Source organism: Robertmurraya siralis (assembly GCF_005502275.1).
In the GTDB taxonomy this organism is placed as follows: domain Bacteria; phylum Bacillota; class Bacilli; order Bacillales; family Cytobacillaceae; genus Robertmurraya; species Robertmurraya siralis.
On sequence record NZ_SWLZ01000003.1, the window covers coordinates 238628 to 255452 of the forward strand.

The window sequence follows — 16825 nt, forward strand, 5'->3', positions numbered from 1 at the left end:
TGAATATTCTAAACAAAAAAACTTGAGGCAAATTTGATTAGATCGAGTTTGTCTTAAGTCTGAAGAGGTTGTCTAAAAAGCCTTAAAAAACAAAAAAGGGCCCAAAAGTCTGCTTTCATTGACTTTTGAACACCTTTATAAGCTTGAGATTTTAATGTTGACGTTGAAAAAATTTACTTATCCTCTAATATTCTTTCGATTATTAATTGATGATTATATTTTAAATCGACAAGTTGATGTTCTGTTTGGACAAGGCAACGGATCGGATCATAAGGATTAATAAGGACAATTGTTCCGATGCTGCCATCTGAAAGCAGCACCTTTTTACCAACAAGACTGTCCATCATCTTGTTTAAAAAAGTTAATACAATCATCGGATCTAATTTTCCAAACGTATCCTTTTCCATTTGCTTAATAATCCCATAGAACGGGAGGGCTTCATGATATACCTTCGGAGATGACATTGCATGAAACACATCGGCAATCGCAACTATTTTTGCAAAATAGCTGATTTGCGGGCCTTTAAGTCCAATCGGATAGCCATTACCATCTTCACGTTCATGATGCTGTAACGCTATTAACGCCACATTATCACTAATCCCGTTCGTGTTTTTCAGAAGATTATAGCCATAAACAGTATGATTACACATGATTTCATATTCTGCTCGTGTTAGCTTTCCAGCTTTATTTAAAATATTCGCCGGGACTAAAGCCTTTCCAATGTCATGTAAAATAGCGCCAAGGATTAACTCCTCTAGGTCGTCATCTTTTAATTTCAACCACCTTCCGATTAATGTTGCGATAATGCCTACACCAATTGGATGTCTGTATGTATATTGCTCCTTTTCAGTTAATTCATAAAAAAGGTGATAAATATGGGGAATTTCAGCAGCTTGTTTAATGATAGGGATAATTTTTTCCTCTATCGCCCCCAAAGGAATGTCCCCGCCTCCTCTTACGTGTTTAAAAAAAGTCTCCATTTCTTTTGATGCAGAAGCAATGCTCTCGGTTATTTCAGTTAACATGGCTGAGGTTTTTTTTATTTGCTTCGTCTCCTGTTGATATTCTGTATTCCATATCAACATTTCTTTTTCGGAAGTTGTCATAGGTGTTTTTTGCCTAGAAAAAGGTTGATCTTTCTTCATCCCTTCACCTACTTTTCCAGTTATTCACAATAAAAAAACTCTATGAAAATCTATGAAAATCATAACAAAAAGTGGAAATATATGAAAGAAGAATCAGGGTAAATTTCAAAAAAATCCTTTTGTCTGAATTTTTAGTCTACATCTTATAAAAAGGCTTTCATTGCTTGACGACTGGGATTCAATCATGTATATTATAGACATCATTAAACAGTATTTATTTCCGCCTTTGGTAACGATTGGCTTATTATAAATCGTTTAATGGTAATATTACTTGGCACTTTTTGTGTCTTTAAAGGCTTAGGAGGAATTTTTTTTATGCAAAATGGTAAAGTAAAATGGTTCAACAATGAAAAAGGCTTTGGATTCATTGAAGTTGAAGGCGGAGATGATGTATTCGTACACTTCACAGCTATTCAAGGTGAAGGCTTTAAATCTCTAGAGGAAGGTCAGGAAGTTTCTTTCGAAATCGTTGAAGGAAACCGTGGACCACAAGCTTCTAACGTAGTTAAGCTCTAATCCAATAAATTATAAGCATAAAGGCTGGTGAAATTTCACCAGCCTTTCGTTATGATTCTGCAACTGCCGCTGCCATTTATTCTAACTGCTTTCCAACCGTTTTTATTTTTTCTCCGACTGTACACTGGGTAATGCAAAATCGGTGTGCATACGTTCTGCCTATTTCTTTTTTATGATATTTATGTAAAAAACAGTCCTTGCAATAACTGCTCAGAAGTTCTTCAACTTCTATTAAAACGTCTTTTCGCTTCAAGCTATCAGCTCCTCTAATTAGATTTTGAATACTTTGAAGCCTAGTTTTACTCGTTAAGCTCCATTGTACTATGAATTAATTTCCCTTCCAATGCTTGTGTTGCAAGTTTATCAGCTTCTTTATTTTCATTTCTAGGGAGCAATTCGTATTTCGCTTTAAGTCCAAGACGTTCAAGCTTCTCCTCAATGCGATCGAGCCATTTGTTTAAATTTTCTTCATAGCAAGGCCATTCTCCCTCTAATTGCTTTATAACTCCTTGAGAATCACCTTTAATCTTACAAGGTAAATGATGAACACCTAAATCCTCAAGTAAATCTAAAGCGAAAAACAAAGCAGCATATTCAGATTCATTATTCGTTTCCATCTGTTCAATCAGTTGATTAGCACGCAATCGATATTTTTTCTTCCCCTTTTTATAATAAATAATCGCTCCAATACCGGCCTCATATGTATTTTTATTAAAACCGCCATCAAAATATAACGTGAGATCGTGTGGTTCCTCTTCAATTTCTGCTGTCAGTTTCCGCATTTCTTTCATGGACCAAGAATGGTTCATTTCATCGAGAAACAAAAACTGTAAAACCTTACCCGTTTTTTCTAAGTCCTCTCCAATACGAATGGCGGTTTCTGCATCTAACCACTCTGAGGAAAACTCAACCGGTTTATTTCCTTTTATCTTATATATCATTTCAATTTTATATTTCATCTAATCAAACCCTTCTAACCACTCAAAATTGGCTTTGTTATATTTTTTGCTCATTTTCTCAAGCACCTTTCAGTATAACTGAATGGCGGGTTGTTTCATCCGAAATGTGGCAAAAATCGCTTTAGGAACAAAACATTGTTTTCAGCTTGCTCAAAAATCGTTATAATTGGCAAGGACAATTGAATAATCCTATGCGGTTCGTGAACTCCCGCATTATCAAAACTACAGGAGGAAGTTTGATGTTTAATGAATGGTTTGGTCTTATTTTTGTTCTTATCAATTTTGTTTTTGTGTTAGCTTTTTACCGTCTCTTCGGAAAAACAGGTTTATTTGTTTGGATAGGTTTCTCCACCGTGCTTGCCAATCTTCAAGTTGTCAAGACAATTGAAATTTTTGGTTTAACCGCAACTCTTGGTAATACAATGTACGGAACGGCCTTTCTTGTTACCGATATTTTAAACGAAAAATACGGTAAGACCGAGGCCAAAAAAGCGGTATGGCTAGGATTTTTCACGTTACTTACGATGACTGTTATTATGCAAATGGTATTATTATTTCAGCCTCATGAAATTGACTTTGCCCATGAGTCTTTAGCAACGATATTCGGAATCTTACCCCGAATTGCATTAGGAAGTCTCTGTGCTTATTTGATTAGCCAATTTGCAGATGTCTATATCTTTTCCTATTTAAGAAAGAAATTTCCACGAGATCATCAATTTTGGATTCGCAATAACGGAAGCACAATGATTAGTCAGCTTTTAGATACTGCTGTTTTTACGAGTATCGCTTTCCTAGGAGTATATCCAATTAATGAATGGTGGAACATTTTCCTGACTACTTATTTGTTGAAATTCCTTATCGCCATAATAGATACCCCATTTGGGTACTTGGCAAAACGTTTTCCCAAAAAAGCGTAAAATGTTTTTTACTTTTAACAACCAGCAGGTGCTACTGCATCTCAGTGTGTCAAAAAAAGCATCTGAGGAACTCTCTCGGTGTTTTTTCATTTCTGGGGTAGAAAATATGGACTATGAATACGGGTTAGCTACCCAATCACAGTCTAATACATAGTATCACAAATTCAGATCTAGTTAAAAAACTGAAAGCCTTAGTCCTGCCTGATATACCTGTCAATCAGTGAATCTGATCAATTTATTTAAAAATAAATGAACATAAAAGCTGCTTGATTACCGTTTGAGCTACTGTTACACCTTTTAGATGTTTTTTTCTCAATAAACTATGTATAATAATTCATTGTGAGGTATTATTTAACTTCAAGGAGGTTTCAAGTTGATTGAAGTTTACATAGATGGGGCAAGTGCCGGCAATCCTGGTCCAAGCGGAGCAGGGATTTTTATCAAAGGGGATGGAAAAACGGACCATTATTCCATCCCCTTAGGAAATATGAGCAATCATGAGGCAGAGTTTCAAGCGCTTATCAAGGCGCTCTACATATGCATAGAAAATGGCTATCATATCGTTTCCTTCCGCACTGATTCACAGTTAGTAAGTCGGGCAATCGAGAAGGAGTTCGTGAAGAATAAAACGTTTGTACCATATTGTGAAGAAGCGCTTCAGTTAATCAAGAAACTGGATTTGTTTTTTATTAAATGGATCCCCCATTCAGAAAATAAAAAAGCTGATCAGTTGGCACGGGAAGCGATTCGGAAAAATACAGAAAAGAGGTAGAATGTTGACTAAGAAAACGATTTTTGCTGATATTTCTTTATTATTGGTTGCACTTGTTTGGGGTGCGACCTTTGTCATTGTTCAAAATGCAATAAATGTCCTTCCACCAATCGCTTTCAATGGAATTCGCTTCTTTGTTGCCGCTTGCTTATTAGCGTTTTGGCTTCTTCTCTTTGAAAGAAAACAACTTGTTGTGGTGGATACAAAACTATTATTATCAGGAATTTTCATGGGTGCCTGGCTTTTTTTAGGATATGCAACACAAACGATTGGCCTTTTATACACAAGCTCTTCCAAGGCTGGTTTTATTACTGGCCTTAGCGTTGTTCTTGTGCCGCTGTTCTCCTTTTTTTTATTGAAGCTATATCCCAGCAAAAACGCGACTCTCGGTGTTTCAGTGGCAACAGTTGGGCTTTATTTACTAACCATGACTGATGTTTCCGCCTTAAATAGAGGGGATGCACTTGTATTGATTTGCGCCATTGGCTTTGCTTTACATATTGTTTTTACAGGGAAGTACTGTAGCAAGTATCCGGCACTGCTACTTACAATTATCCAAATTTCGACTGTAGCCATTCTTTCCATCATCTATTCTTTATTCTTTGAAGATTGGCACTTGGTGTTTCAACCTGCGGTTATCCTTAGTCAAGAAGTTCTAATTGCACTGCTGATTACTTCGGTATTTGCAACAGCTCTTGCTTTTTTAGCACAAACAAACTTCCAAAAGTTCACAACCCCAACGAGAGTTGCCCTTATTTTTGCCATGGAACCTGTCTTCGCCGCAATCACTGGTTATATTTGGGCGAATGATCGATTATCATTGAGTGCCATCGTTGGTTGTTTCCTTATTTTGACTGGAATGATATTCGCCGAACTGCCTTCTGCCAAACTTTCCTTTAAGGAAAGAAGAAATAAGGCGAAAACACCTTCGATATAAACAATTAGCTTTATTTTTACGATTTCACCCTAAGTCTTCCATTAGCACCTGCTAAACTAGATGAAACGTTTGAAGACAATTTGCCTCTTCCTTCCGTTTCATCTAGACCGAGTAATCATACAAAATTCAAGACACGCCCACGAGAGCGTGCCTTAGACTAATATATTTTGTTCTTTAATAAACTTTATTGCTTCGTTTCTCGATGTAATTTGATTTGACATTAATAGCTCCAATAATGATATATAGAAGCTGCCATCAAATGATTTTTGAGCCTTTAATGTTAACTCTAGCGCTGTTCGAGCAAGTTCATCAGACGCATTGGTATACTGCTTCCCGAAATAAATAAAGCCGATTGCATCTTCACCAAATTGAAAACCTTTACTACTCAACAACTGTAAATAATCTTCTAAGCCCACAACCACTTTCCTCTCCACATTAAACTCTCTTTTTCTGACGAGAATGATTTCATCTAAAATTTTATCTTAATATTCGACAATTTTCTATTCTTTTTTGTCACTAAATGTCCAATCACGCCTGTAAAAATACCTAACAACGCACCCCCTATTACCTCTTCAGGTTGATGCCCTAGCATTTCTTTTAATCTTTTCGGAGTCTTTTGTTCAAATTTAACCGTCTCATCATGATGGACCTTTTCCATCAGCTCGCCTAAATCATTTACCTTCAGCGTCAGCTCACCAGTTTGACGTCTAATCCCTTGAGCATCGTACATCACAATCAAACCATAAACAAGGGAGAGGGCAAAATCAATTGTCGGGAAACCCCTTTGCAAAGCAATATACGTTGTCAAAGAGGATACTCCTGCAGAATGCGAACTTGGCATTCCACCAGTTTGAAAAAAGAGCTCAGGACGCCATTCTTTCTCCTTCACATAATGTATGGGGATTTTTAAACCTTGAGCAAGCCCAATACTTAATAAGGCCACATATACACCTTTATTCATCATCTCACCTCTAAGTCTAGTGTGATGATGAAGAAGTGAAACTATTCACTGTATGAGCTTAAACAGTGCTGCAAATACTAAAAATTGAGGGAGGTGTTCGCATGGCAAAGCATGATCAAAGAAATCGTGGAAAAAAAGCAGGTGGCCTCACCCCTCAAGGGTACGGACAGGATGCTGAGTTGACAGAAAACCCAAAAAGCGAGCTCGAAAATCGAGCCAAAAAAAGCAATACAAAGATATAAAAACGAAAAGAAAATATCTTCGGAAAAGTTAAATTTCAATTGTTCCTGCAATTTGTTGGCTTTGGCTTACTTGAGATAAAAGGTTTATACAAAACGATAGTACCTTTAATTGCTTTAACAACATAAAAAGTGCACCTCTCCCTTATTAGTGAGGTGCACTCCAATCTTGTTCAGCAAGATTCCCTAAAAAATTATCTTACCATATATTATCTAAAATACTAACAGACCAACCAAAAAATGCGTTGCACACCGTTCTTGCTAGTGTATTTATTTGATGTCAGTAACATCAAACCAGCTCATACGTTCACATCTTACTTTGACAACTCGATCTATTTCAGCTTGCGCTTCATCGACGATTTTTTTTTTTAAAACTTTAATGATTCAAAGTAAGGGTGCTCAAAAAACCGTATGAACTACAAAATTGTAAAGCAAAAAGCTATATTCTATTTATTTTTTCTATATTTCCCCATGTTTCTTCAAGCAATTCGCTGTTTATTCGGATCGCCGTTATTGCACCAGAAGCCGCTGCTGCAATAACTTGATACATTTCTGAGGCAGCATCACCTGCACTATAAACGCCAGGCACGTTTGTTTTCCCAAATGAATCAACAACAATACTTCCTGCTTCGTTCATTTCACAACCTAAAGATTGTGGTAATTTTGATCCTATCGTAAGTTTTGGTGTAAAAAAGACGCCTGTACACGGAATAAGAGTACCATCAGCTAGTTTAATTTGTTGTACAAAGCCATCTTTCGATTCTATTTTCTTAATCGGTGCACTATATATCTTTATACCACGCAACTCGATTTCCCCACGTTGCTCATCCGTCCACTCGTCCGGACCATTTGTACATATCGTTAAGCTGTTTGTCCAACCTAGTAAAGTTTTAACTCCGTGGAAACCGCGATCACCTTTCGCAATTAGAACTAGAGATTGTTCCCTTAACTCCCAACCATCACAATATGGACAAACAAATGCACTTCTTCCATATGCTTCAGAAAGTCCGTCAATATCTAAAGGTAAATCTTTCATTCCTACGGCAAAGAGTATTTTTTTCGTTTTGTAAACAGCTCCTTCTTCAGTTGATATTAAAAATTCTCCATCCCTTCCTGTAATCTCTGTTGCAATATCTTCCACAAACTGAATTGATGGATAATTCCTTAACTGGTCTCTTGCAATGTTTCTAAATTCGTTCGGTGCAATGCCATCTCTAGTTAAAAAGCCATGACTTTCTTTCGTTACTCGATTCCTCGGCCTTCCCTCATCAATGATAACAACCTTTCTTCTTGCCCTTCCCAAGACAAGCGCAGCGTTCAGTCCTGCTGGTCCTCCACCAATTATTCCTACATCAAAATTACTATTCATTATACAAACGCCCTCCAAGTCCTTAATTATTAGATTTGTTTATCTAACTACGCCGTTTCAATAACCCATTCAAATGGATCTTTTAACTGACTCCAATCATCATCCAATTCACTATCTGTCAATAAACACTTGTCTAGCTCTGCTTCTATCTCTTCTCTATTCAATTCAGTCCCGATTAAGACCATTTTGATTAATCTATCACCATATACCGAATCCCACTCATCCAACATTTTCGGATTTTGTCTAAGAATCTCCTGCTGCTCCAGCTTTGGCATAGAAGCAACCCAATACGAAACTGGTTCTACACTTACAGAAGGACCAGCCTGGGACATTAATAAAGCAATTGAATTTCTGGTAGCACACCAAACGATTCCTTTTGCTCTCACAATATTTTCTGGCATGTTATGAAGCCAATTGTTAAAACGTTCTGAATGAAAAGGCAATCTCCTTGTGTATACAAACGAGCCGATCCCATACTCTTCTGTTTCAGGTGTATGTTGCTGATGGCCTAATGTAAGCTCCTTGATCCATCCCGCTGAAGCACTTGCTTTCTTAAAGTCAAATCTTCTCGTATTTAAAATCTCTCTCGGGTCAACTTGCCCCTTAATACTATGAATCATTTTCGCATCCGGCTGAAGCGTTCTCAGTACCCCTTCTAATTTCTCCAATTCTTCTTTACTTACCAAATCTGTTTTATTAATAATTAACACATCACAAAACTCTACTTGATCAATTAGAAGATCGGCGATTTCCCGATCATCCCCGTCCCCAAGTGCCTCTTTTCGATCTAATAAACGATCGCCGGATCGAAAATCCTTCCAAAAACGATTGGCATCAACTACTGTCACCATTGTATCTAATTGGCAAAAACGAGTAAGATCAATCCCAAGTTCCTCATCTATGTAAGAAAAAGTTTGCGCAACTGGAATGGGTTCACTAATACCCGTTGACTCAATGACAATATAGTCAACATTGCCAGCCTTAGCTAACTTCTCAACTTCTATTAACAAGTCTTCTCGCAATGTACAGCAAATACATCCATTTGACATTTCTACAAGTTTTTCTTCTGTTCGAGACAGTTCTCCTCCTTGTTTTACCAGTTCAGCATCAATATTTACTTCACTCATATCGTTTACGATCACTGCCACCTTTAAACCGTCACGATTTTGTAGAATATGGTTTAATAGAGTTGTTTTTCCTGCCCCTAAGTAGCCGCTTAAAACGGTTACAGGTATTTTTCTATTCATACTACGCCTCCTTTAATAAATGCTTCTATTATAAATCGTAATCATTACGATTTATGATCAATAATACTGGACTTCTCTATATTTGTAAACTTATTCGTATTATTTTTATAGTCCGGATTAATGTTTGGTACAATTGCTCAACCTTCAGCCTAACTGGAATCGATATTATTAATGTAAGGGGCCCAATTAGTAAGTGTTCCTTGCCAGACTGTTGAAAGTTCTTATGGTATGGGCTGAGGTGAATCCATAAATACATAGCTTTTCATGCGATTCTTGACTGTTTTATTGTGATTAAGCCAACTTTCAGATAAAGCGGAAAGCCTAATCCGAGCAACAGTTTTTTTAAGAATTACCCAAAACCAACACTACCTATAGCATAGGATTTCTCATAAAAAAAGGAAGTGAAGAAAACAAATCAGTCATCTTCACTTCCTTTTTGCTTCTAAACGTTTCCCGTCTTCTGTATTAGCTTGCAGATTCTTCCTCAAAATCAAGAAATCTTGTTAATCCTTTGAACCCAACTTCAGTAAATTTATCGAGAACCTTCTCGCGATTAATCGTTAATAAGGCCTCTTCTATCGAATATTGAATCGGAACTTGACAATGAATTTCTGCTAGTTTTCTACTCAAGTGAAGCATTTCCAAGTCTTTTTCAATTTTTGTTCTATGTCCTTTTGTAAGCTGCTCTAAATTTGTGACTACACCGTCAACATGTTCAAATTGTTGGATCAGCTTAAGTGCAGTCTTTTCACCAATGCCTTTAACACCAGGGTAATTATCACTTGGATCCCCCATTAATGCTTTCACATCAATCATTTGGTGAGGTAGAATTCCTTTTTCTGCAAAAAACGTATCCTTCGTATAAACTGAATAATTTCCATATCCCTTTTGTAACAGTATAACTTGGATTCTTTCATCTAGAAGCTGGAGTATATCACGATCACCCGTTAAAATTTGGACATTGAGCGGCTCGTCCACATTTTTGGCAATAGTGCCAATGCAATCGTCTGCTTCATAGCCCTCTAAACCAATATTCGGGATATCAAAGGCTTCTACAATCTCCTTGACAAGCTCAAATTGGGGAATCAGTTCAATCGGAGCATCCCCACGATTCGCCTTATAGTCTTGGAACATTTCCGTACGAAAAGTTTTGCTGCCCATATCCCAGCAAACAGCCACATGACTAGGACGAAAAGAAGAAACAGCCGTTAGCATATGCTTAACAAAACCTTGTACACCATTCGTCGGGATACCTTGAGAGTTATACATAAATTGTCCTGTAACCGCTGTTGCATAAAATGCACGAAACAGCAGTGCCATTCCATCAACAAGCATGAGTGATCGATTATTCGTTTCCACTTTTACGTCCCTCCATTAAACATTTAGGCTCTTTTCTTTAGGTGAGCTATTCGCCTGCAAGAAAAGAGCCTTAACATAAAACCTATTATAACATGATTAACTTCCCATTACTTTGATTTGTTGATTATTTCTTTGTACCCTTTTTTGCCAAATGATAGCTGTAATAAACGTTAATATTAATAAAACCAAACCTAGCATAAACGGATAAGTGATCTTCACATCATATAATAACCCTGCCAATGTTGGACCCATAACATTTCCAATACTCATATAGGCATTGTTCATTCCCATTGCAAAACCTTGTTCTTTACCAGCCATTTTCGATATTAATGTATTTAAGACAGGGCGTAAAATGGAAGTAGCTAAAAAGATAATCAGCGTAATTCCAAAGAATAAAGAATAGCTTGTTGCTAATAAAGAAAACAGAAATCCACCAGTGGCCACTCCGATAAAGATAACGAGTACAGCCCCTTCTCCAAATCGATTAACAATTTTATCAACGACAAAAAGTTGAACAATAACACTGATGATTCCTGTTGATGTGATCATGATGGCAATATCTCGAGGCGTGGCTCCATATTGATTATCGACAAATAAACCTAGAACAGATTCATATGCCATTAAGCCAAAACTCATTACCAGTGTAATCACGAGTGGAACAAAATACGGCATTTTAACAGAGCGAGCCATTTTACGAATCATTGACTCCTCATCAGCGCCAAGATGGTTCTCTTCCTCTTCTGTTTTCACTTGACTTTCCTTAAGTACAACAACGGAAAACAGCACAGCCACAACGGAAACAAGTGCGGAAATTAAAAATGGCATTTTTAAACCAAAATCTGCTAAAAAGCCACCAACCCCAGGACCAATGACTATTCCTAGTGACATAGCAGCAGATACAAGACTGTTTCCTTTAGCCCGCTGGGCCATTGTCGTAATATCAGCGACATAAGCAAAGATTGCAGGAACAAGCAATGCCGCACCGATTCCACCAATAACACGAGATAAATAGAGCAGATAAATTGAATCAAATAAATAGAAAATAAACATCGATGTTGTAAGACCCACTAAGCCATAAATGATCATTTTCCGTCGACCATATTGATCCGCCCATTTTCCAGCAATCGGCGAAAAAACAAGCTGTGCTCCTGCAAAGATAGCAATCATTAAGCCTGCTGCCATTCCACCTTGATTTATCGATTCTAAATAAGCTGGTAAAATAGGAATGATAATTCCAAAGCTTCCTATTGCGATAAACATATTTATCATTAAAATCAGCAATTTTTTCCTTTGATCATTCGTCAACACGAACCCCCCTTTTTCGCACTTCACATATGCATCAAAAAAACCCCCCATCCAACATCTTGTAGGATAGAAGGCTTTTACATCCATATGTAGCAAGTCAATGCTAATATATTACAACGTTATGCAAAAATTATCAAGCCTAAAAACTTAATATTATTCACTTGTGACAATTTTATTTTCTGGATAAGAAATCCAATCACTAAAGCTTCCTGCATAAAGCTTAACATTTGTAAAACCAGCTTCTTTTAAAGCGATATAATTGGGGGTGGCAGTAATTCCTGAACCGCAGTATACAATGATTGGTTCATCCTTCTTGAACTCTGCAAAACGAGCCTCTTGCTCTGCTTTAGCTTTAAAACGCCCGTCTGTAAACCCTTCTGTCCACACTTTATTAATAGCCGTCGGAATATGACCGGCCTTTTTATCAATGGGCTCCACCACTCCTAAATAACGATTAGTATCCCGAGAATCGATAAGGGAGTTATTTTCTGCAATAGCTCTTCGCACATCTGCCATGTCCGCCACCATATCATTGTTCAAGTATACATCGTAGCCTGTTTGAGGGTATGCTGAGCTTTCATTGCTAACAGGAAAATTACTAGCAGACCATTCAGTAAATCCTCCATCCAAAATATAGCATTCTTGATGACCGACATATTTTAACAACCACCAAAGCCGTCCTGCAAATGAGCCCTCACCACCATCATACGCAACAACAATCGTCTTATTCGAAATCCCTGCTCCTTGCAAGGTATTTTTGAAATCTTCAATATTAGGTAATGGATGTCTCCCACCATGCTCAGCAACTGGTCCTGATAATTGTTTTTCTAAATGGAAGTAGACAGCACCTGGAAGATGATTCTCTTGGTACTGTGCCAAGCCAGCATTCGGATTCCCTAATTGAAAACGACAATCTACAATACGAATATTACGGTCCTCAAGCTTTTCCAAAAGTGTTTCCTTACTGATAAAAGCTTTCATGAACAAGTCCCCTCTCTTTTTTTCATTAACTTTCGAACCCTTTCTTTTGGTGACCAGCAGTTAAACTGATAATGAGGCTTTGTTTCATACCCTAATCGACTACAGTAATACTTCATTCCTTGTTCTTCTCTAGTTGCTCGAAAATGAATGCAGCTCGCACAAGCATGGAATGGATTTTCCATCATCTGTCACCTACAGTTCTTTTTCTCTAGTCATCAAATCGATTCGTTTATGTTAATGTTATAAACGATCCTCTTGATAGAAATATATTCACTGTGATAATAATATAAAGAAACAAAGCTACTCAATTTGAGATAACTCTTCCTCTATTTTTATTAATGTTTCTATCGGAATATCATTACTTAATGCAGCCAACATCCCCTGATAATATTCCCTCGCCTCTTCAAGCCTTAATTGCAGAAGTTGAGTAAATTTGTCTTTCAATACTTTTTCATAATGCGACCCTATTCGGGTTTTCTCTTCCTGCAAATAGACGTCGACAGGCTCCTGAAGGGTTTCCTGCAATGACTCTTCCAGCAATCGCTTCTCATTTTTTTCAAAAAACGACTTCGGGTTTTTAAAATAGGCGAGCGTTTTTTTAAACATATTGCGCTCAAGCCCAGTTAATACATTGTTAAAATCCAAGCTTTCTATTTGTTCAAGCTGCGGCTGACTGAATGATAATTGCTCATTTCGTTTAAGCAATTCCTTCGTTATTTGATGATGCGATTCTTTCATTAGTTTTCCGATGAAGATTTCCATTCTTAGTGTCGTTGCTCTTAATTCTTGAGAAAAATCGAAGCCAAAATTTGTAAGGAAATCATCGAGAGCATGTTCGAGCATTTTCTTTAAATTGCGACCATCATCCTTTAAAAGCGATGGGTTAAAGGATTCTGTGAAAAAGTCATGAAACCGGAAGAACACTCTTTGCTTCAAATAATAAACTAGCTCTTCCAGCTCCTGAGCGAACCTTGTTAATAAGTACTTAGGATTTTGATTCATAATTTTATTTTCTACCTCTACCAGCTCAGCGTTAAGAAGCTTTATCTTTGCCTGTTTTAACTCTCTATTCTCTTTTGCCGAATCAATAAAACGACGTAATTGCTCTAAAGCCCTTTTCCATTCAATCATTGCCGCATTAATCGACACTTGCGTCAATTCATTCGTTATAAAAGAATAGAAGTTTTTCTCAAAGAAGGTTAGTCCTGACTGTGAAGATGGCCGGTGCCCAAGCTTTTCTTCGATAGCCTGGAGGCTTGATACTGGATATAAGCTTGGATTTCTAATACCGAAACGAACAAGCTCATCTTGAACATAAGCTAATACCTCTTCCTTTTCTTTATCATTGTTGGCCAAATCAACAGCATTAACAATAAAAAACATTTTATCCAATTCGAAAGAGTCTTTGACACGGCCTAATTGAATAAGAAATTCTCGATCTGCTTTTGAAAAAGCATGATTATAATAAGTTACAAACAGAATAGCATCCGAATTTTTTATATATTCAAAAGCTACTCCAGTATGGCGGGCATTAATAGAATCAGCTCCAGGAGTATCAACTAAAGTGATTCCTTTACGAGTAATTTCACAGTCATAATGAACGTCGATTTGTTCCACTAAACAGGATTTTTCCTCGTTTGCCACAAATTCTTGAAAACTCATGATGTCCGTCTGCAGCACATTACCTAACTGATTTCGGTAATGATTAAATCCTTTGAAAAAAGCCTTTAAAAAAGAAAAATGCGTTTTTTCAAAGACCTCTAACTGGCCTTTTCTTTCAAGAATCTCATTAATTTGTATGAGCGCCTCATCAAAATCCTGTGCCTGAACATTAAAGACAGCTAGTGAACGATTGATATCCTCAAATAAAACTTGTTCTTGTTTAAATTGTACCTTAACTAGGCCATGCGGATGTGCTTCATCAACCGGCATAATTTTATTGATCGCTGCTGTAGTTGGATTCGGAGATACTGGCAGGAGCTTTTCTCCAATCAAACTGTTCGCAAACGATGATTTCCCTGCGCTAAAAGCACCAAACAAAGCAACTGTGAAGCCTTTTTCCTCTAATCTCTCTGCCTTCTCCTTTAATAGCATGGAGATTTTCTTAAAGCCTGGGATCTCTTCAAGTTTTTGTGAGGACAGAAGCAACCTCTTGACGGCCGTCTCCATTTTTACCGTCTTTTCAATCTGAGACTGCTGATGTTGAGGCTGCTCTAATACTATCTCTTTCCCTTTTTTTACTTCCGTTATTACGTGATCAACATCCTGCCTTTCTACAATCAACTCTGCAAGTTGCTCTTCTTTCACTAACTGCAAAATAATTTCTTCATTAATAGGCTGTTCGTCATGACCTAATAAGATTTGCTCCACTTCCGCGGCTTTAGCCATTTTAGCTGTTAATAATGTCTCTTTTTGTTGCCAAACGTTAAGCAATTGAGAATATTTATGTAACTCTTGTTGCAAGTTATGTTTTTGTTCATTGAGATCGCTTTCGACTTTCTGTAAATAATTCTCTTTGATTGGTTTCATTCTTTGCCGCGCAACCCTTTTAGCTAGCTCCGCCACCTCTGCTGTATAATTTAATACATATTCTCCAGATAAACGCGCCCCCTTTTTGAGGGTTTGCTTGAGCATTTCCTTTGGCAATTCTACAGAGAACTCTTGAATTTCATGCAAAAGATCCGTGTCCTGAATTTCTTCTTCCTTCATTTTTTTCACCAAAAAATCTTTGAGATGCCATGTGATTTGTGAATCAATCTTGTCTTGCAAATCAAGGAAAAATCGTTCAAGCCTTTCCTCTCTCTCAAGCTCAGTCTTTTGCTTGGAAAAAAACAAACCTACTTTGAAATCCGGATCTGTTGCTTGCAAAAAGTTCTCCGCCAAAGCTCTCGTTTCAAATGGCATTAAATAAGCATTACTTAAGATCGAATTAAGCCCAGCCTCAAACTCCTTTTCCTTTTCTTTGCCCATGGAGGAAATATTCTGTAATGCTGCCTCTAATCGTTCTACTTCAAGAGGAAGCCGAGCTTGCTCCTCTTCTGTAACTCCTCTTAGTTGCTCTTCATAATTTTCCAGCGTTTCTTGAGCTTTTTCCGTTTGAAACTGCCGATGCTCTGCACTCAAATTCGATAATGAACGATAGACAGAAGAAGATAAAAGCACATCTTTAGCTTCAAATTTTAACTGCATCAATTGCTGCAGTTCATTGAATTGATTATATCGATGCTGTTCATCCCGTAAAGATGTATAAAAAATTCGCTCCGGCTCGACACCCCAATCGGCAAAAGATTGTTCGACGCTTGCTCGAAAGCTTTCAAAACTAAGTTCTTCTTCTCTGTGCTTATCAATTTGATTAATGACTAAATATAATTCTTTTCCTGCTTCCGTTAATTCCTTCGTGAAAAGAAAATTTAATTCTGATTGAACATGGTTATAATCCATCACATAAAAAACAAGATCAGCTAAATGCAATGCTGACTCCGTCGCAACCCGATGAGCATCATCAGTTGAATCAATTCCCGGAGTATCCATTATACATACATCAGCTGGAAGAGCCTTCGTACAATGGCTGATTTCGATCGCTTGGATGGAATCTCCATCCTTACAGTAGGACTTTACCTTTTCATAATCATATGGTGCTGGGTAAAGATGAGGATTCTCCTCTTTAAAATATACCTTTGCATACTCTTCACCTGATTTAACCTTTACTAAATTGGCACTCGTGGGAATCGGGCTTGACGGGAGTAATTCTTCACCCATCAATCGATTAATCATGCTCGATTTCCCTGCAGAAAAGTGTCCGCAAAAAGCAATGGAATATTCTTGCTGATGAAGCTTGAACAACAGTTGTTTTGCTTTATTCGCCGATTCCTGATCATTATTTTGCAAGAAAAAGTGGTAAAATCTCGCCAATTTTTCTTTTAACGCCTTTATGTCATGCTGCGAAGCTGTCTCAATCATTTCACTAACCCCTTATTTATGTTCGTTTACTCATTCATTTTAACTGATTTTTCATATTATTTAAATCTGCTTTGTCTTTATTCATATTAAGCTTAAAAAAATTGATCAACAAGCGCATAATCTGCATCTTCGGAACAATTAAAGTTCTAGATGTTACT

Annotated in this window: 17 protein-coding genes; 5 read left to right on the plus strand and 12 right to left on the minus strand. The window is 37.3% G+C overall.

Annotated features, from left to right (window positions below; all coding sequences use genetic code 11):
* Positions 1-173: 173 nt before the first annotated feature.
* Complete coding sequence (locus tag FCJ93_RS06175; RefSeq protein ID WP_095306468.1) at positions 174-1145, minus strand: HD-GYP domain-containing protein; 972 nt, start codon at positions 1143-1145, stop codon at positions 174-176.
* Between the two features lie 315 nt (positions 1146-1460).
* On the opposite strand from FCJ93_RS06175, the gene cspD reads away from it, so the two are divergent.
* Entirely contained in the window at positions 1461-1661 is a 201-nt protein-coding gene (gene cspD / locus FCJ93_RS06180; RefSeq protein ID WP_077213723.1) for a cold-shock protein CspD, read from the plus strand.
* Positions 1662-1737: 76 nt separating this feature from the next.
* On the opposite strand, the gene FCJ93_RS06185 is transcribed toward cspD, so the two are convergent.
* Together FCJ93_RS06185 and FCJ93_RS06190 are read right to left on the minus strand one after the other, a co-directional pair.
* Entirely contained in the window at positions 1738-1914 is a 177-nt protein-coding gene (locus FCJ93_RS06185) for a zinc-finger domain-containing protein (RefSeq protein WP_095306469.1), read from the minus strand.
* Between the two features lie 46 nt (positions 1915-1960).
* Positions 1961-2620, minus strand: a complete 660-nt coding sequence (locus FCJ93_RS06190) for a reverse transcriptase-like protein (protein WP_095306470.1) — start codon at positions 2618-2620, stop codon at positions 1961-1963.
* Between the two features lie 239 nt (positions 2621-2859).
* Between FCJ93_RS06190 and FCJ93_RS06195 the strand changes: the two genes are divergently transcribed.
* The 3 genes from FCJ93_RS06195 to FCJ93_RS06205 all read left to right on the plus strand — a co-directional run bounded on the left by FCJ93_RS06195 (position 2860) and on the right by FCJ93_RS06205 (position 5246).
* Positions 2860-3537 carry a queuosine precursor transporter gene (locus FCJ93_RS06195; RefSeq protein ID WP_095306471.1) on the plus strand — a complete coding sequence of 226 codons (678 nt, stop codon included), beginning with the start codon at positions 2860-2862 and terminating at the stop codon, positions 3535-3537.
* A 373-nt stretch (positions 3538-3910) separates the two neighbouring features.
* Positions 3911-4309 carry a reverse transcriptase-like protein gene (locus FCJ93_RS06200; protein ID WP_095306472.1) on the plus strand — a complete coding sequence of 133 codons (399 nt, stop codon included), beginning with the start codon at positions 3911-3913 and terminating at the stop codon, positions 4307-4309.
* A 1-nt stretch (position 4310) separates the two neighbouring features.
* Positions 4311-5246 carry a DMT family transporter gene (locus FCJ93_RS06205; RefSeq protein ID WP_137743148.1) on the plus strand — a complete coding sequence of 312 codons (936 nt, stop codon included), beginning with the start codon at positions 4311-4313 and terminating at the stop codon, positions 5244-5246.
* 152 nt (positions 5247-5398) lie between these two features.
* Here FCJ93_RS06205 and FCJ93_RS06210 read toward each other — a convergent pair whose 3' ends face one another.
* Both FCJ93_RS06210 and FCJ93_RS06215 read right to left on the minus strand, forming a co-directional pair.
* Positions 5399-5680: a DUF6123 family protein gene (locus FCJ93_RS06210; RefSeq protein ID WP_235879428.1), complete on the minus strand. Its 282-nt coding sequence runs from the start codon at positions 5678-5680 to the stop codon at positions 5399-5401.
* Positions 5681-5715: 35 nt separating this feature from the next.
* Positions 5716-6207 carry a divergent PAP2 family protein gene (locus FCJ93_RS06215; protein WP_095306474.1) on the minus strand — a complete coding sequence of 164 codons (492 nt, stop codon included), beginning with the start codon at positions 6205-6207 and terminating at the stop codon, positions 5716-5718.
* 101 nt (positions 6208-6308) lie between these two features.
* Between FCJ93_RS06215 and sspL the strand changes: the two genes are divergently transcribed.
* Entirely contained in the window at positions 6309-6449 is a 141-nt protein-coding gene (gene sspL, locus FCJ93_RS06220; RefSeq protein WP_095306475.1) for a small, acid-soluble spore protein L, read from the plus strand.
* A 436-nt stretch (positions 6450-6885) separates the two neighbouring features.
* On the opposite strand, the gene FCJ93_RS06225 is transcribed toward sspL, so the two are convergent.
* The 7 genes from FCJ93_RS06225 to FCJ93_RS06260 form a co-directional block, all read right to left on the minus strand.
* A complete protein-coding gene (locus FCJ93_RS06225) occupies positions 6886-7815 on the minus strand; it encodes an NAD(P)/FAD-dependent oxidoreductase (RefSeq protein WP_137743149.1) in 930 nt (309 codons plus the stop codon).
* A 47-nt stretch (positions 7816-7862) separates the two neighbouring features.
* Positions 7863-9062 (minus strand): GTP-binding protein, encoded by a 1200-nt coding sequence (locus FCJ93_RS06230; RefSeq protein ID WP_137743150.1) that lies wholly within the window; start codon positions 9060-9062, stop codon positions 7863-7865.
* Positions 9063-9527: 465 nt separating this feature from the next.
* Positions 9528-10397 carry a 5'-3' exonuclease gene (locus FCJ93_RS06235; RefSeq protein WP_137743185.1) on the minus strand — a complete coding sequence of 290 codons (870 nt, stop codon included), beginning with the start codon at positions 10395-10397 and terminating at the stop codon, positions 9528-9530.
* A gap of 120 nt (positions 10398-10517) precedes the next feature.
* Positions 10518-11726, minus strand: coding sequence for an MFS transporter (locus FCJ93_RS06240; RefSeq protein ID WP_137743151.1), 1209 nt, complete (start codon positions 11724-11726; stop codon positions 10518-10520).
* A gap of 153 nt (positions 11727-11879) precedes the next feature.
* Positions 11880-12707 carry a sulfurtransferase gene (locus FCJ93_RS06250; protein ID WP_095306479.1) on the minus strand — a complete coding sequence of 276 codons (828 nt, stop codon included), beginning with the start codon at positions 12705-12707 and terminating at the stop codon, positions 11880-11882.
* Positions 12704-12889, minus strand: a complete 186-nt coding sequence (locus FCJ93_RS06255) for a hypothetical protein (protein ID WP_211344089.1) — start codon at positions 12887-12889, stop codon at positions 12704-12706. Before FCJ93_RS06255 ends, FCJ93_RS06250 begins: the two co-directional genes overlap by 4 nt.
* Positions 12890-13007: 118 nt before the next feature.
* A complete protein-coding gene (locus FCJ93_RS06260; protein ID WP_137743152.1) occupies positions 13008-16667 on the minus strand; it encodes a dynamin family protein in 3660 nt (1219 codons plus the stop codon).
* Between the last annotated feature and the right edge of the window lie 158 nt (positions 16668-16825).

Coding starts and splice junctions, on each gene's coding strand:
- FCJ93_RS06175 (WP_095306468.1), bottom strand. CDS start 1,145: ATGAAGAAAGATCAACCTTTTTCTAGGCAAAAAACACCTATGACAACT.
- cspD (WP_077213723.1), top strand. CDS start 1,461: ATGCAAAATGGTAAAGTAAAATGGTTCAACAATGAAAAAGGCTTTGGA.
- FCJ93_RS06190 (WP_095306470.1), bottom strand. CDS start 2,620: ATGAAATATAAAATTGAAATGATATATAAGATAAAAGGAAATAAACCG.
- FCJ93_RS06195 (WP_095306471.1), top strand. CDS start 2,860: ATGTTTAATGAATGGTTTGGTCTTATTTTTGTTCTTATCAATTTTGTT.
- FCJ93_RS06205 (WP_137743148.1), top strand. CDS start 4,311: ATGTTGACTAAGAAAACGATTTTTGCTGATATTTCTTTATTATTGGTT.
- FCJ93_RS06215 (WP_095306474.1), bottom strand. CDS start 6,207: ATGAATAAAGGTGTATATGTGGCCTTATTAAGTATTGGGCTTGCTCAA.
- sspL (WP_095306475.1), top strand. CDS start 6,309: ATGGCAAAGCATGATCAAAGAAATCGTGGAAAAAAAGCAGGTGGCCTC.
- FCJ93_RS06225 (WP_137743149.1), bottom strand. CDS start 7,815: ATGAATAGTAATTTTGATGTAGGAATAATTGGTGGAGGACCAGCAGGA.
- FCJ93_RS06230 (WP_137743150.1), bottom strand. CDS start 9,062: ATGAATAGAAAAATACCTGTAACCGTTTTAAGCGGCTACTTAGGGGCA.
- FCJ93_RS06235 (WP_137743185.1), bottom strand. CDS start 10,397: ATGCTTGTTGATGGAATGGCACTGCTGTTTCGTGCATTTTATGCAACA.
- FCJ93_RS06250 (WP_095306479.1), bottom strand. CDS start 12,707: ATGAAAGCTTTTATCAGTAAGGAAACACTTTTGGAAAAGCTTGAGGAC.
- FCJ93_RS06255 (WP_211344089.1), bottom strand. CDS start 12,889: ATGGAAAATCCATTCCATGCTTGTGCGAGCTGCATTCATTTTCGAGCA.
- FCJ93_RS06260 (WP_137743152.1), bottom strand. CDS start 16,667: ATGATTGAGACAGCTTCGCAGCATGACATAAAGGCGTTAAAAGAAAAA.